This is a genomic window from Flagellimonas profundi (genome assembly GCF_017313275.1).
Lineage (GTDB): Bacteria > Bacteroidota > Bacteroidia > Flavobacteriales > Flavobacteriaceae > Flagellimonas > Flagellimonas profundi.
In genome coordinates this window covers 843,497-858,707 of sequence record NZ_JAFLNM010000001.1, presented here as the reverse complement: position 1 = coordinate 858,707, position 15,211 = coordinate 843,497, and the positions used below count along the sequence as shown (strand labels likewise).

The window sequence follows — 15,211 nt, the reverse complement described above, 5'->3', positions numbered from 1 at the left end:
ATTTGTTAATTCTTACTATAATCCATCAACCCTAAATTTGTAGTTTTGGGCATGCTTAGGATTGTGATTTTGGGGACAGGGAACCTCGCCAAACATCTTTATGATGCTTTTATAAAAGCAAGGGATGTTGATGTAGTCCAAGTTGTTGGCCGCAATCGAGAGGACTTACAGCAATTTTCCGGACACGCTACGATTTCCAATGATTTTGATGCCATTGCCGACGCCGATGTATATTTGGTCGCCGTAAAAGATGACGCTATTGGCGAAGTGTCCAAGTATCTATCGAATAAAAAAGGATTGGTGGCCCATACATCGGGTGCCATGGGTTTGAATGCGATACAGACCACAAACAAAGGGGTTTTTTATCCGCTACAAACTTTTACCAAAGGCAAAGCCGTTGATTTTTCCAATATTCCCATCTGTATGGAAGCTGAAGAAAAAGATTCTTTGGAGACCTTAAGGACCCTGGCAACATCCATATCGGAAAACGTGCATTATATTGATTCCGATCAGCGAAAAAAATTGCATCTTGCAGCGGTTTTTGTGAACAATTTCACCAACTACCTATACCATGTTGGGGAAGAACTTTGTTTGGAAGAAGGCCTTTCATTTGAACTTTTGAAACCTTTGATTTTGGAAACGGCGAATAAAGTGCAAATTATGTCGCCAACTGAAGCACAAACGGGACCAGCGCGCAGAAACGATGTAAAAAGTATGGGGAATCACCTAGAACTTTTGAACAAAGAAGAACATAGTACACTCTATAAATTATTGAGTCAAGCCATAAAACAAGCCCATGAAGAAGAATTATAAAGAGCTTTTAAGCAGTATCACCACCTTTGTTTTTGATGTTGATGGTGTATTTACCGATGGAACGGTCTTGATTACCACCGATGGGGAATTGCTTCGCAAAATGAGCGTAAAGGATGGTTATGCCCTAAAAACAGCCATAAAAAAAGGGTACAACGTTTGTATCATTACAGGCGGGACCAACCAAGGTGTAAAAGAACGCTTAAAAGGTCTTGGCGTAACCGATTTTTATATGGGCGCCCATCATAAACAAGAACCGTTGGAAGAATATTTGGACATTCACGGTATAGACCCGCAATCCGTGGTTTACATGGGAGACGATGTCCCAGACATTCCCCCTATGAAAATGGTAGCTCTTGCCACTTCCCCTCAGAATGCGGTACCTGAAGTAAAGGCTATTTCGGACTATGTTTCCCATAAAAATGGGGGCGATGGCTGTGTTCGGGATATTATTGAGCAAGTCTTGAAGGTTCGCGGGGACTGGAACGATAATTTCAGTGCCAAGAATGACTAAAAATCCACTCAGAGAAAAGCTCAAGGACAAAAAAATCATTTTGGGCTCTGGTTCACCAAGGCGCAAAATGTTTTTGGAGGAGTTGGGACTGGACTTTGAAGTTCGACCAAAATCGGTAGAAGAGGTCTATCCTGAGCAATTGCAAGGGCAAGAAATATCCGAGTATCTGGCCAAGCTCAAAGCCACTCCATTTTTGAAGGAGCTGGAACCTGGTCAAATTGTGATCACTTCGGATACCGTGGTTTGGCACAACAAAATATCCTTGGCCAAAGCTGCTGATAAAGCCGAGGCGTTTGAAATGCTTCGTACACTCTCGGGGGATTGGCACGAAGTGATCACCTCTGTTTGTTTTACCACAAAAGATTCCCAAAAAACTGTAAGTGGCATCACTAAGGTTAAGTTGAAAGATTTCTCGGATGACGAGATCAACTACTACATTGAAACTTGCCAACCATTTGATAAAGCCGGTGCCTACGGGATACAGGAATGGATCGGAATGATAGGTATTACTGAAATTCAAGGTTCTTATACCAATGTAGTGGGGCTGCCCACAGATTTGGTCTATAAAGCTCTTATGGAGCTGTAATCAGGTTTGTTTTACCGAAATAATTTTTACAGGGCAGGCTTTTGACGCTTGTTCACAAGACTCAAAAATACCTTCGTCATGGGATTTTATGGTATGGAAGCCCTTTTTGTTTTGGGAATGCAGCAAAACAGATTTTCCATCTTTTTTGGACATGGCAAATTGCTCTGGGGCCATCTCCACACAGTAATTGCATCCTATACATTTTTCGCGCTGAAGCGTAACTACAACCATTAAGCCTCTACCTTATTTTCCACGATTTTGTACAACTTGTCCGATAGTCGAATTCTGAAATCCAAAGGAATGGTTACGGAATCGCCCTTTTTGGCGGTGGAAAGTTTAGTGTCATTCACCAACATTTCGGTGACTTTCATTTCTTTGGCTCCTGTTGTTGGCCCTGTTACCAAAATAGTGTCACCAATAGAGATATCGTAAGCTTCTATGGTAAACTCACCAATATTACTCTTAGGGAAGAAGTGAGCTCCTTTTCCAATGTAAACTTTCTTTTGTGTGGCGGATGAGCCAGGAATTTTACTCCATTCCCCTAATTTCTGGCCCAAATAGTACCCACTCCAAAAACCTCGGTTGTAGACTTTTTCCAGTTCCTGCATCCAAGCAATCACTTTTTCCTTGTCGTAGTTGCCCTCGTATAAACTATCCAAAGCCTGACGGTAACATTTGATGACTTTGGCCACATACTCGGGAGCACGCCCCCTACCCTCTATCTTCAATACCTTAATACCTGCATCGGCCACTTGATCTAGAAAATCGATAGTACATAAATCCTTCGGGGACATAATGTACTCATTGTCCAGTTCCATTTCAAAACCGGTCTCTTGATCAATAACCGTGTACTTTTTACGGCAATTTTGTTTGCAAGCTCCCCTATTTGCCGATGAATTGTACGAATGTAAGCTCATGTAACATTTACCCGAAACAGCCATGCACAGAGCACCATGACCGAAAACCTCGATTTCCACCAAACGGCCTGATGGTCCTTTGATCTGTTCCTTTTCTATCTGTTCCGTAATCTTCTTTACCTGGCGCAAACTCAACTCCCGGCTCAATACCATAGTGTCGGCGAACATGGCGTAAAACTTCACCGTTTCAATATTCGTTACATTGATTTGGGTTGAAATATGGACTTCCAATCCCAACTCCCTGGCGGAAGCAATCACAGCTTGGTCCATGGCAATAATCGCAGTCAGCCCTACCTCTTTGGCTTTTTTCAACAAGGTTTTAACGATGGAAAGGTCGTGATCATATATAATAGTGTTCAAGGTTAGATAAGTCCGTACCCCTTTTGCATTACATCGCTTCGCAATCTCGGGCAAATCATCCAAAGTAAAGTTCATAGTGGCTCTCGCCCTCATGTTCAATTGCTCCACGCCAAAATATACCGAATCGGCCCCATTGTCCAACGCAGCCTGTAAGGATTCAAAATTACCCGCAGGTGCCATCAACTCAATCTGTTGCATACCAAAAAGTTTAGCTTCCGAAATATTTTGCAAAACTACATTTTTCCGTGTATTGGAAAAAGTTAAGTATATTGATATAAACCGACTTTACCTATAACTTTGAAAAAATACGCTTATGAAATTCTTTAACTCAACCTTTGGCACTTCTTTTTTATTGTTGATTCTCCTATTTGTAGGGTGTAAACAGGAAAACAAAACGGAAACATCAACAGATACCGCTCCTACCACAAAAACCAAAGAGCAACCTCCCAAAAATCCACTTTCAGAAAATTTTAAACAGTACTGGTATGCGGGAGAGGCGGAAATTACTTCTTATCAATTGGAACAGGCAAGATATGGAGAGCTTCGGGATGGCAAGGCCGTGTTGATTTATGTTACCGAACCATTTTTGCCCACAGAACAGGTAAAAGCAAACAACAGCAATCCCGAAAACGTATCGGTCTTAAAGTTGAATGCCACTAAAAAGTTTTTGACGGGCATCTATCCCTACTCCATCATGAGCAGTACTTTTTATCCCGTTTACGATAATCAGCATGCGCTTAAAACAAGTTTATCCGTTCAAGAATGGTGTGGTCATGTGTACTCCCAACTGAACAATCGTGAAAAATTTGACTTCACCTCCCATTCTTATTTTGAAGGAGAGGCCGATCGAGCGTTCTCCATGGAAAAAACTATTTTAGAAAATGAAATCTGGACCAAAATCCGAATCAATCCCGATCATCTTCCATTGGGTGATGTTTCCATGATTCCTTCTTTAGAGTTCCTTAGATTAAGTCATCAAGAAATAAAAGCATATAATGCCAATGCCCAACTTTCATCCAAAGATGGCATTTCCACTTACACCATTTCCTACCCGAAATTGGAACGAAATTTGATGATACATTTCACTGCTGATTTCCCCTATTCCATTGAAAGTTGGACAGAGGAATTAAAAAGCGGCTTTGGCTCTGATGCAAAAACATTGACAACATCGGCTACCAAAATCAAATCATTAAAAACTGCCTATTGGCAGCAAAATGACAACAAGAATTTAATCTTAAGGGACAGTTTAGGTTTATAACAGTAAGCAATTGCAATGTTAAAAGTCTTTTAAAGAATCGGATGACTGCCTACAAACTACCTATATTTGAAATAACCACTAAACAACCAAGTATGAAGCATTTTTGGGTATTCCTCTCCATAACCACGTTATTTTTAACAAATTCATTTGCCCAAAAACCAGATAAGCTAACCTCCGCAGAGCTATTTCATGAAATCCAAAAACTTAATTTTTTAGGAACGGCACTTTACGTAGCGGCGCATCCCGACGACGAAAATACCAGCCTAATTTCTTATTTGGCCAACCACGAAAAAGCAAGGACCGTGTACCTTTCCATGACTCGTGGTGACGGCGGGCAAAACTTGATCGGTTCTGAGTTAGCTGAGCTTTTGGGCGTTTTGCGTACACAAGAACTTTTGGCCGCAAGACACATGGATGGTGGCGAACAACGGTTTACCCGAGCAATCGATTTTGGGTTTTCCAAACATCCGAAGGAAACCTTAAAAATTTGGGACAAGGAAAAAGTGCTGTCGGATGTGGTCTGGGCCATTCGAAACATTAAGCCCGATGTGATCATCAACCGTTTTAATCACAGAACACCTGGTTCCACCCATGGTCACCATACATCTTCTGCTATTTTGAGCATGGAGGCTTTTGATCTTGCCAACAATCCCAATGTGTACTCCGACCAATTGCAATGGACTACGCCCTGGCAACCTAAACGTATTTTTTACAACACGTCGTGGTGGCAATATGGAAGCAGGGAAAAGTTTGCCGAAGCCGATAAGTCGGGTATGGTAAAGTTAGATGTTGGCACCTACTACCCGGAACTTGGCCTATCCAACAACGAAATTGCCGCCATGGCTCGTAGTCAACACCTATGCCAAGGATTTGGCAGGTTGACCGATAGAGGATCATCTGATGAATATATTGAACTCCTTAAAGGTGACATGCCCCAAAACAACAATGTTTTTGAAGGTATCAACACCACTTGGTCGCGTGTGGAAGGAGGCGAAGCCGTCGGTAACATTCTTTATGATGTTGAGGAAAATTTTGATTTTCAGAACCCATCAAAACACATCCCTGAGCTTGTAAAAGCATATGAATTACTGCAAGAAGTGGAAGATGAGCATTGGAGAACCCTAAAGTCCGAAGAATTGAAAAAAATTATTTTGGCTGCCGCAGGACTGTATTTGGAAGCTAGTTCTGCAAGTGCTTCCGCTACTCCTGGTAGCCAAACAGTGATCAACATTGAAACCATCAATAGGTCATCTCCAAGTGTTACTTTAAAACAAATCGAAATTATTGGGGCCGATGCCAAATTAACTCCCAATAAAGTATTGGTCGACAATCAAAGAGAAAATTTTGAAATAAGCTTTAAGGTGCCCGAAAATATATCGTATACCAGTCCTTATTGGTTGAACAAACCAGGAACCTTGGGAACATATACTGTTACAGACCAAAGTTTAATTGGCAAACCTGAAACACCAAGTGCTTTCAAAGCTATTTTTACGGTAGAGGTCGATGGTGTTGAAATTCCATTTGAGAAATCCGTTGTTCACCGCTATTCCAGACCTGATAGAGGTGAATTGTATGAGCCTTTTGCCATATTACCTGATGTTACCTCCAAAATCGACGAGAAAGTGCTGATTTTTGCCAACGCCGATACCAAAGAGGTCCAAGTCAAAATTAGAGCTGGAAAGAATGATGTGTCCGGTACCGTTGCCTTGAACCATCCTTCGGGTTGGGTAGTTTCTCCAAGCAGTATTCCCTTTTCCATATCACAAAAAGGAGAGGAAATATCCGTTGCATTTAATGTTACCCCTCCCGATATGGAAAGCGAGGGCAAATTGGAGCCCAAAATCACTATGGGCAACAAAGTATACGATAAAGAGCTTGTAGAAATTGATTATGACCATATCCCCAAGCAATCTGTCCTACTTCCTTCGGAAGCCAAAGTGGTGCGCATGGATATAAAAAAGTCCGGTGAGCATATTGCCTACATCATGGGAGCTGGTGACAATGTTCCCGAAAGTTTGGAGCAAATCGGTTATCAAGTCCATTTAGTGGACCCGAACGATATTCAAAATGGGGATTTGGACAAATATGATGCTGTAGTGGTCGGGATCAGGGCCTACAATGTTGTGGGCGCCCTAAAGTTCAAGCAACCTGTTTTATTTGATTATGTTGAAAGGGGCGGCACCATGATCGTACAATACAACACTGCAGGAAGGTGGGCCAGTCAATTTGAAAATATTGCACCTTACGATGTGACACTTTCACGTGATAGGGTCACCGACGAAAATGCTGAGGTAAAAATATTGGCACCGAATAATTCGTTGGTTAATTTTCCGAATGCCATCACAGAAAAAGATTTTGATGGTTGGGTGCAAGAGCGAGGATTATATTTTCCAAGCGAGTGGAGCTCAGAGTTTACACCGATTCTATCCATGAAAGATGAAGGGGAAACCGATAAACAAGGTAGCCTTATTGTAGCACCTTATGGAGAAGGTCACTATATTTACACCGGTTTAAGCTTTTTCAGGGAATTGCCTGTTGGGGTTTCGGGAGCATATAAACTCTTTGCAAATATGCTTTCGGTAGGAAAAGATGAAGTAAAAAGAGACAGTAATGTCAAAGGATAATATGGATACCAAATTTGAATGGAAGAAGGAATACAGCATCGTAATCCTTTTAAATGCCATATATATTTTGGTGTTTTACCTCATAATGATTTTAAACAACTAGTATCCTGAATGGCATTACTCGACTGGATTATTCTTGGTAGCACCCTACTCTTTATCGTTGCATACGGTGTTTGGAAAACTCGTGGCAACAAGAACGTGGATGACTATGTTCGCGGCGGGGATAACGTAAAGTGGTGGACCATTGGTTTATCCGTTATGGCCACACAGGCAAGTGCCATTACTTTTTTGTCTACACCGGGCCAGGCCTTTCATTACGGAATGGGGTTCGTCCAGTTCTACTTTGGGCTTCCCTTGGCCATGATCGTCATCTGCTTGATATTTATTCCCATCTACAAAAAATTAAAGGTCTTTACTGCTTATGAAATGCTCGAGGGGCGTTTTGACCTGAAAACACGTACCCTTACGGCATTGTTGTTTTTGGTGCAACGTGGATTGGCCGCAGGAATCACAATTTTTGCGCCTTCCATCATACTTTCTGCGGTATTGGGATGGGATCTAAGAACTTTGAACATTATCATTGGAATTTTGGTGATCATATACACAGTTTCTGGTGGTACCAAAGCTGTTAGTGTTACCCAAAAGCAACAGATGTTCATCATAATGTTGGGAATGTTTTTTGCCTTTTTCTTTATAATGGGCGCTCTTCCGACTGATATTTCTTTTGATAAAGCTTTAAAAATTGCAGGGGCCAACAACAAGCTGAATATTTTGGATTTCAGTTTTGATACCAATAATCGATACACTTTTTGGAGTGGTATTACTGGGGGATTCTTTTTGGCTTTGGCTTATTTTGGGACAGACCAAAGTCAGGTTCAGCGGTATTTATCAGGTAGATCCGTACGTGAAAGCCAATTGGCACTTGTTTTCAATGGAATTTTTAAAATACCGATGCAGTTCTTCATCCTTTTAGTGGGTGCTATGGTATTTGTTTTTTATCAGTATAACACTTCTCCTCTAAATTTTAATCCCGCTGCCACAGAAGCTGTTATGCAATCGGAATATGCCAATGACTATCAATCCTTGGAAGAGGACCATAAAGAATTGGAGAAAGAAAAGAGAATGGCCCAGCATTCTTTCTCAGCCGCATTGGAACTTAAAGAATATAATGCCATAGAACAGGCAAAACAGGATATCATAAAAATCAATGAGAAGGAAAATGCTAGCAGGGAAGCTGCCAAAAGTTTAATTGCCAAAGCGGATGGTTCCGTTGAAACCAATGACAAGGATTATGTATTTATTCATTTTATCCTGAACAATCTACCCATGGGACTTATTGGACTTCTTTTAGCGGTAATCCTCTCAGCGGCCATGTCATCCACCGCTTCAGAATTGAATGCCCTAGGTACCATTACCGCTCTTGACCTTTACAAACGCAACAGCAACAAAGAACATACACAGGAGCATTACTTAAAGGCTACCAAGGCCTTTACCCTACTTTGGGGGATTATTGCCATTTTGATCGCCAATGTGGCCAACCTTTTTGACAACCTGATACAATTAGTGAACATCATCGGTTCCATTTTCTACGGAAATGTACTGGGTATATTTTTGTTGGCCTTTTTCTTCAAATTTGTAAAAGGAAATGCTGTTTTTGTAGCCGCCATTGTAACCCAGATCATCGTTATTATTGGTTGGTATTTTGATTGGATGTCCTACCTGTGGTTAAATGCATTTGGTTGTGTATTGGTCATTATATTGGCCACAATTACTCAAATATTTGATAACTTCCTTGGCAACAGCACTATAGAGGAATAAAAAAACCCACTTCAAAAGTGGGTCTTTTACTATCTTGATATAAGTATCAATTACATCTTAGCCCATTCTTTTAGGGAGTCTTTGTTCATTTTAACATAATCCTGGTTACCTGCAGCTTGTGCAGCGGCCAAAGACCTTTTAGCAGCTTCGATAGCGGCTTCTTTATCTCCCATTTTAGCATAGATCAAAGACTGGGTACGCATCATCCAATAGGCACTTCCATCACCCATTTCAACAGCTTTGTCGACCCATTCCTTGGCCTGCTCCATATTCACTCCCTCAGAGAAATAGTAGGAACCTGCGGCAAAGTAGTCATTGGCTTCGAGGTCCTCTTTGTTGGCCATGGTCTCTTGAATGCTCTTCATCGCTTTATCAACCGTGGGAACCACAAAGTCGACTCCAACATATGTGTTCTCCCACATAATGCCCAAAGTAGCACCATTGTTATATAGGTCATCGATGGTTATGGTAAAGGACTCAATGGGCATTGGTACTTCCATAGTTTCAACTTTTACCGTAGCAGCAACCTTGGATGCGTCCCATTCCTGTGGAGTACCCCAGTTTTCTGTGTCCGTGTAAAAGAAGACTTCCCAAACCGCCTCGGCCGGTCTGGTGTAAATGGCGTAGCTTCCAGCCTTGAGTTCTTTTCCTTTTACGGTTACATCATCACTAAAAGTGATAACTGTGTTTTGATTGGCTCCTGTTCTCCAAATAGCGCCATAAGGAACCAAGTCACCAAATACTGTTCTACCCCTCATGGCAGGGCGGGAATATTTAACGGTAACATCGGTCAATCCAACTTTTTGTTCCAAAGTGGAAAATGGACTGGGTGCTGGCGTTTGTATTTGTGCTTCCAAAGAAAAACACGTTGCCATTGTAAATAGTAAGAGTGCAAATTTTTTCATAGTTGTAATATGTATTAATTGTTCAGCTAAGCAAAATTAAGATAAAGCGATGCCCTATTTGTTAATTAAACCTTAAAACAAAAGTAGCAAATAAATGACCTCTATTTAATTTTTGTTTAACTTTTTAATATTTTTATGAAACATTTTACTGCTATCTTTGTGTAAATTAAAATGGATGCAACTTTATCAATTAAAATCAAAGCAAATATTTCCTATAAGCAAAAAAGAAGCTTGGGATTTCCTTTCAGACCCTAAAAATTTGGCAGTTATCACTCCGCAGCATATGGGTTTTCATATTTTGGCGGGTGCCGACAGACCCATGTTCCAAGGTCAGGTAATACAATATATTGTAAAGCCATTCCCTCTGATCTCCACAAAATGGGTTACCGAAATTACCCATGTAAAAGATGGCGAATACTTTGTGGATGAGCAGCGTTTTGGTCCCTACTCCCTTTGGCACCATAAACACTTTTTGAAAGAGGTTCCCGAAGGTGTGGAAATGGAGGATATTATTGATTATAAATTACCCTTTGGTTTTTTGGGACAACTAACACACCCCCTTTTGGTAAAAAAACAGTTGCAGAAGATTTTTGAATTTAGGGAAAAGAAGCTAGCCGAGTTGTTCGGTCAAGTGGATGGGAGAGAAAATTTTTTAAGCATTGGAAAAGTATAACATGAAAAAGAATATATTATTGATTGGTGGCTCTTATGGAATTGGATTGGAACTGGCCAAGAAACTTTCCAAAAATAATCAGGTATATGTAGCCAGTCGAAGTAATGAGGATCTTTCAGGTTTGGACATCACCCACATTTCTTTTGATGCCCTGACCGAGGACATCTCCGAAAAGGCAATCCCCGAAAAATTGGACGGCTTTGTATATTGCCCGGGGAGCATCAATCTGAAACCATTTAAAACAATGGGTGTCGATACCATTCAAAACGATATGGAAATCAATTTTATCGCTTTGGCAAAAACGGTAAAATCCATCATCAACAGAATGAACGAAGGTTCAAGCATGGTATTTTTCAGTACTGTGGCCGTGGGAACGGGAATGCCATTCCACACCAGTGTTTCGGCGGCAAAAGGAGCTATCGAGGGATTTGCCCGTGCCCTGGCGGCAGAATACGCACCAAAAGTAAGGGTGAACGTAATCGCCCCTTCCTTGGTGGATACTCCCTTATCGGAGCGGCTGTTGAGCAATGACAAGAAAAAAGAGATGATGGCCGAAAGACATCCCATGAAAAGAGTCGGCAATGCAGCGGATATTGCGAACATGGCTACCTTTTTACTGGATTCCGATAATTCATGGATTACAGGACAGGTTATTGGGGTAGATGGCGGAATGTCCAGTTTAAACGTGAGTTAATGAAAGATAAAGTCATAATTTTTTGGTTTAGACGTGATTTACGGTTGGATGATAATGTAGGGTTGTATCAGGCACTTCAAAACGATGTTCCTGTATTGCCGATATTCATTTCTGATACCGAAATACTTGAAAATCTCCCAAAAAATGATGCAAGGGTAACCTTTATCCATGAGCAACTACAAAAAATAAGCAATCAGCTCGGTACAAACCATGATGGCGGAATCGCACAGTTTCATGGTACACCCAAAAAGGTTTTCCAACAATTATTGGAAAACTACACTATCGAAGCGGTCTACACCAATCACGATTACGAACCATATGCCAAAGAACGGGACGGTGAAATAAAATCATTTTTAGAGGAAAATGATGTGCAGTTCAACACCTTTAAAGACCAAGTGATTTTTGAAAAGGACGAAGTGGTGAAGGACGATGGAGATCCTTATGTAGTGTACACCCCATTTATGCGGAAATGGAAGGAGAATTTCAATCCATCCATCCATCTGGTGGAATACGATACGCTTAGCGATCTCGGTAAAAAACTATATCAATCCAATAACTTACCGCAACTATCCTTACAAGATATGGGGTTTGAGGAATCTTCCATAAAAGTTCCCGATTTTACGGCTACTTCCGATTTGATTCAAAAATATGAGGATACACGGGACTATCCCGCCAAGGAAAAAGGAACTTCCCGACTGGGGCCGCATTTACGTTTTGGCACTGTTTCCATCCGGAAAATGGTTAAGAAAGCCATAAATGAAAAGAACGAGACCTTTTGGAACGAGCTCATCTGGAGGGAATTCTTTATGCAGATTCTTTGGCATTTTCCACATACTGTAAATGAGGCCTTTCGATCTAAGTACGACAGAATCGAATGGCGAAACAATGAAGAAGAGTTTGAAAAATGGAAAAATGGAAAAACAGGGTATCCTTTGGTGGATGCTGGAATGCGCCAGTTGAATGAAACAGGTTATATGCACAATCGTGTTCGTATGTTGGTCGCCAGTTTCCTTTGTAAACATCTGTTGATTGATTGGCGCTGGGGCGAGGCCTATTTTGCCGAAAAGCTTTTGGACTACGAAATGGCCAGCAATGTAGGTAACTGGCAATGGGCCGCAGGCAGCGGAGTGGACGCCGCTCCATATTTCAGGATATTTAACCCAACCACACAGATCAAGAAATTTGATAAGGACAAGAGGTACATCAACAAATGGGTGCCAGACCTTCAAGAATTGAGTTATCCCGACCCCATTGTTGATCATAAAATGGCCCGTGAAAGATGTTTAAAAACATATAAAGAAGCGGTCAGTTAAAGCTTTTTCGTTAATTTTAGTTCTCTGTTGAAACCGTTTTGCTTTGTCTCTAAAAAGCTTGACCAATCCAACAGGACATAACTAACTCAAAACCTTTAAAATGAAGAAACTTTCAACCTTACTCCTTTTGGGATTGATATCGCTGAACTTATCGGCCCAAAAGATGACCAAGGACAAAAAAGCCGTCGTTGCTTCGGTAGAAAAGCACAAAGAAAATCTAATTAAAATCAGCGATTCCATTTGGGCACTGGCCGAAACCGCTTTTGAAGAATCCATTTCTTCAAAATTACTTGCAGATTATGCCGAAGAAAACGGGATGAACGTTACCCGGGGCGTGGCCAACATTCCAACTGCATTTGTAGCCACTTATGGGTCCGGTTCTCCGGTAATCAGTGTATTGGGCGAGTTTGATGCCCTTCCAGGCCTTTCGCAGAATACCGTTCCAACCAAAGACCCAAGGTTTGAGGGCGAACCTGGACATGGATGCGGTCATAACATGTTCGGTACTGCCAGTTTGGGAGCTGCCATTGCGATTAAAGAACAAATCGAAGCTGGAAATATCAAAGGAACCGTGAAATTCTTCGGAACGCCGGCCGAAGAAAAATTCTTCGGAAAAGTTTGGATGGTAGAAGCTGGACTTTGGGACGATGTGGATGTTAACGTAAGTTGGCACCCTTCTGCCGAAATTGAAGCCGATGTACAGAGTGGATTGGCCTTGGTGGACTTTATGGTAGAATTCTACGGACAGGCTGCCCACGCATCCGCCGACCCTTGGAATGGTCGTAGTGCCTCCGATGCCCTGGAATTGTACACGACCGGAATCAATTATTACAGAGAGCACATTAGACCAACATCCCGTATCCATTATCATATTCAAGACGGTGGACAAGTAGTGAACGTGGTTCCGGATTATGCCCGTTTATGGGTGAGGGTTCGTGACCCCAAAAGAGATGTTATGCTCCCAACGTTTGAACGCGTAAAAGCAATGGCCGAAGGTGCCGCTATAATGGCCAATGTGGATTATAAATATTCTTTGATCTCCGGTATTTACGAAACCTTGGTCAACCGTGAAGGAGGAAAAATAATGCAGAACAACCTAGAGCTTTTGGGCCCTATTACCTATACCGTTGAGGAAACCGCCTATGGTAAGGCCATACAAGAAGCTACAGGAAAGCCTCAAGTGGGCATGGATGGAGAGGTTCATCCCTTAAAAGAAACAGAGGAACTACCTGGCGGAGGCTCTACGGATGTAGGTGATGTTAGCTGGAATGTACCCAACATTAACCTTGGTGTTACCGTTGCTCCAAAAGGAACTCCTTGGCACTCATGGGCCGTGGTTGCCTGTGGTGGAATGAGCATTGGGCACAAAGGAATGGTCTATGCCTCCAAGGCCATGGGAATGACCATGTTCGACCTTTTTGACGATTCTAAATTGGTGGAGAAAGTAAAAGAAGAATATAAGACCAGAAAAGGTGATGTAAAATATGAGGCCATGATCGATGGTCCACCACCGATCCCTGGTAAATAAACTGAATTACAATGTAATTGAAAAGCCTGCCAAAAGCAGGCTTTTTGATCTTAAACTATAAAATTGCGCTATGAAAGACCCTGTTTTGCAAACCTTTCCGTTAAGTTCTCCTTGGCAAACGTTGGATCCATTTTTGTTCAGCGTGTACCATTTGGACCATTTTCCAAAAGGCAATGGCGACATGGGGCCTGACCCTTCTTTGCTTAAAGGAAGAAACTTGGGAAGTGATTTTGATCCGACTAAAGAATGGCGCATGTACCACGGACAAACCATACCAGGGTTTCCTTCTCATCCCCATTGTGGGTTTGAAACTATAACCATTGTGAACAAAGGCTTTTGTGATCATTCCGATTCCTTGGGAGCTGCTGGCAGATTCGGAAAGGGCGATGTTCAATGGATGACCGCGGGAAGAGGTGTACAGCATTCCGAAATGTTTCCGTTATTAAAAGATGATGAGGGAAACACTTTGGAATTGTTTCAAATCTGGTTAAACCTACCGAAAACCGGAAAATTTGTAGACCCTCATTTTAAAATGCTCTGGAACGAAGATATTCCGGTTGTAGAAGAGGAAAGCGCTAAAATCAAAGTGGTGGCCGGCACATACAAGGATGTTGACCCTGTTGCTCCCGCTCCCGATTCTTGGGCTGCCATCCCCGAAAACGAAGTGGCTGTTTGGAACATTCATGTAGATGCAGATTCGGAATATATATTGCCCAGTGCAAGCGACACAGTAAACCGTGTACTGTATTTTTATGATGGTGATGAAATCCATATTGGCGAAAAAAAAATCCAACCTAACTTTGGAATCGTTTTGGACCCAACCCAAGATGTCCACATTAAAGTAGGCTCCAAAACTGCCCATTTTATGTTATTGCAAGGAAAACCTATTGGTGAACCCGTTGCCAAATACGGCCCCTTTGTGATGAACGCGCAAGCCGAAATACAAAAAGTGATGGAAAATTACCGCCTTACGCAATTTGGCGGATGGCCTTGGCCACACCCAGATAATGTGCACGATAAGGACAAAGGCCGCTTTGCACTATACCCAGATGGGAAATTGGATGTAAAAAAATAACTCTTTTCTTACAGAGGTGGCTCTTAGGTATATTACTTCAATATTTTGAGGGTTTTTAAATAGAATTCTTATAAATTGAAACCGTGACAGAGTATGTATTGAACATAAGCTAACCTACGCTATTCTGGCTTTAAAG

Annotated in this window: 14 protein-coding genes; 11 read left to right on the top strand and 3 right to left on the bottom strand. The window is 41.7% G+C overall.

The window, feature by feature from the left end:
- The first annotated feature begins 51 nt into the window (after positions 1–51).
- Genes J0654_RS03940 through J0654_RS03930 form a run of 3 tightly spaced genes read left to right on the top strand, consistent with a single transcriptional unit; the run spans position 52 to position 1,910 of the window.
- A complete protein-coding gene (locus J0654_RS03940) occupies positions 52–813 on the top strand; it encodes a Rossmann-like and DUF2520 domain-containing protein (RefSeq protein WP_207026355.1) in 762 nt (253 codons plus the stop codon).
- On the top strand, positions 797–1,324 hold the full coding sequence (locus tag J0654_RS03935; protein ID WP_207026354.1) for a KdsC family phosphatase: 528 nt from the start codon (positions 797–799) through the stop codon (positions 1,322–1,324). Before J0654_RS03940 ends, J0654_RS03935 begins: the two co-directional genes overlap by 17 nt.
- Entirely contained in the window at positions 1,317–1,910 is a 594-nt protein-coding gene (locus tag J0654_RS03930) for a Maf family nucleotide pyrophosphatase (RefSeq protein WP_207026353.1), read from the top strand. The genes J0654_RS03935 and J0654_RS03930 overlap by 8 nt, the downstream gene beginning before the upstream one ends.
- Here J0654_RS03930 and J0654_RS03925 read toward each other — a convergent pair whose 3' ends face one another.
- Entirely contained in the window at positions 1,911–2,141 is a 231-nt protein-coding gene (locus J0654_RS03925; protein ID WP_207026352.1) for a ferredoxin, read from the bottom strand.
- A complete protein-coding gene (locus J0654_RS03920) occupies positions 2,141–3,385 on the bottom strand; it encodes a peptidase U32 family protein (RefSeq protein WP_207026351.1) in 1,245 nt (414 codons plus the stop codon). The genes J0654_RS03925 and J0654_RS03920 overlap by 1 nt, the downstream gene beginning before the upstream one ends.
- Before the next feature lie 115 nt (positions 3,386–3,500).
- Between J0654_RS03920 and J0654_RS03915 the strand changes: the two genes are divergently transcribed.
- The 3 genes from J0654_RS03915 to J0654_RS03905 all read left to right on the top strand — a co-directional run bounded on the left by J0654_RS03915 (position 3,501) and on the right by J0654_RS03905 (position 8,887).
- Positions 3,501–4,445: a septum formation inhibitor Maf gene (locus J0654_RS03915; RefSeq protein WP_207026350.1), complete on the top strand. Its 945-nt coding sequence runs from the start codon at positions 3,501–3,503 to the stop codon at positions 4,443–4,445.
- Positions 4,446–4,537: 92 nt separating this feature from the next.
- A complete protein-coding gene (locus J0654_RS03910; RefSeq protein WP_207026349.1) occupies positions 4,538–7,069 on the top strand; it encodes a PIG-L family deacetylase in 2,532 nt (843 codons plus the stop codon).
- Between the two features lie 111 nt (positions 7,070–7,180).
- Positions 7,181–8,887 carry a sodium:solute symporter family transporter gene (locus J0654_RS03905; RefSeq protein WP_207026348.1) on the top strand — a complete coding sequence of 569 codons (1,707 nt, stop codon included), beginning with the start codon at positions 7,181–7,183 and terminating at the stop codon, positions 8,885–8,887.
- 50 nt (positions 8,888–8,937) lie between these two features.
- On the opposite strand, the gene J0654_RS03900 is transcribed toward J0654_RS03905, so the two are convergent.
- Positions 8,938–9,792, bottom strand: a complete 855-nt coding sequence (locus J0654_RS03900; protein ID WP_207026347.1) for a DUF2911 domain-containing protein — start codon at positions 9,790–9,792, stop codon at positions 8,938–8,940.
- Between the two features lie 175 nt (positions 9,793–9,967).
- Between J0654_RS03900 and J0654_RS03895 the strand changes: the two genes are divergently transcribed.
- The 5 genes from J0654_RS03895 to J0654_RS03875 all read left to right on the top strand — a co-directional run bounded on the left by J0654_RS03895 (position 9,968) and on the right by J0654_RS03875 (position 15,075).
- On the top strand, positions 9,968–10,465 hold the full coding sequence (locus tag J0654_RS03895) for an SRPBCC family protein (protein ID WP_207026346.1): 498 nt from the start codon (positions 9,968–9,970) through the stop codon (positions 10,463–10,465).
- Position 10,466: 1 nt separating this feature from the next.
- A complete protein-coding gene (locus J0654_RS03890; protein ID WP_207026345.1) occupies positions 10,467–11,159 on the top strand; it encodes an SDR family NAD(P)-dependent oxidoreductase in 693 nt (230 codons plus the stop codon).
- On the top strand, positions 11,159–12,472 hold the full coding sequence (locus J0654_RS03885; protein WP_207026344.1) for a cryptochrome/photolyase family protein: 1,314 nt from the start codon (positions 11,159–11,161) through the stop codon (positions 12,470–12,472). Before J0654_RS03890 ends, J0654_RS03885 begins: the two co-directional genes overlap by 1 nt.
- Before the next feature lie 100 nt (positions 12,473–12,572).
- Positions 12,573–14,000, top strand: a complete 1,428-nt coding sequence (locus tag J0654_RS03880) for an amidohydrolase (RefSeq protein ID WP_207026343.1) — start codon at positions 12,573–12,575, stop codon at positions 13,998–14,000.
- A 70-nt stretch (positions 14,001–14,070) separates the two neighbouring features.
- Positions 14,071–15,075: a pirin family protein gene (locus tag J0654_RS03875; protein ID WP_207026342.1), complete on the top strand. Its 1,005-nt coding sequence runs from the start codon at positions 14,071–14,073 to the stop codon at positions 15,073–15,075.
- Positions 15,076–15,211: the final 136 nt, after the last annotated feature.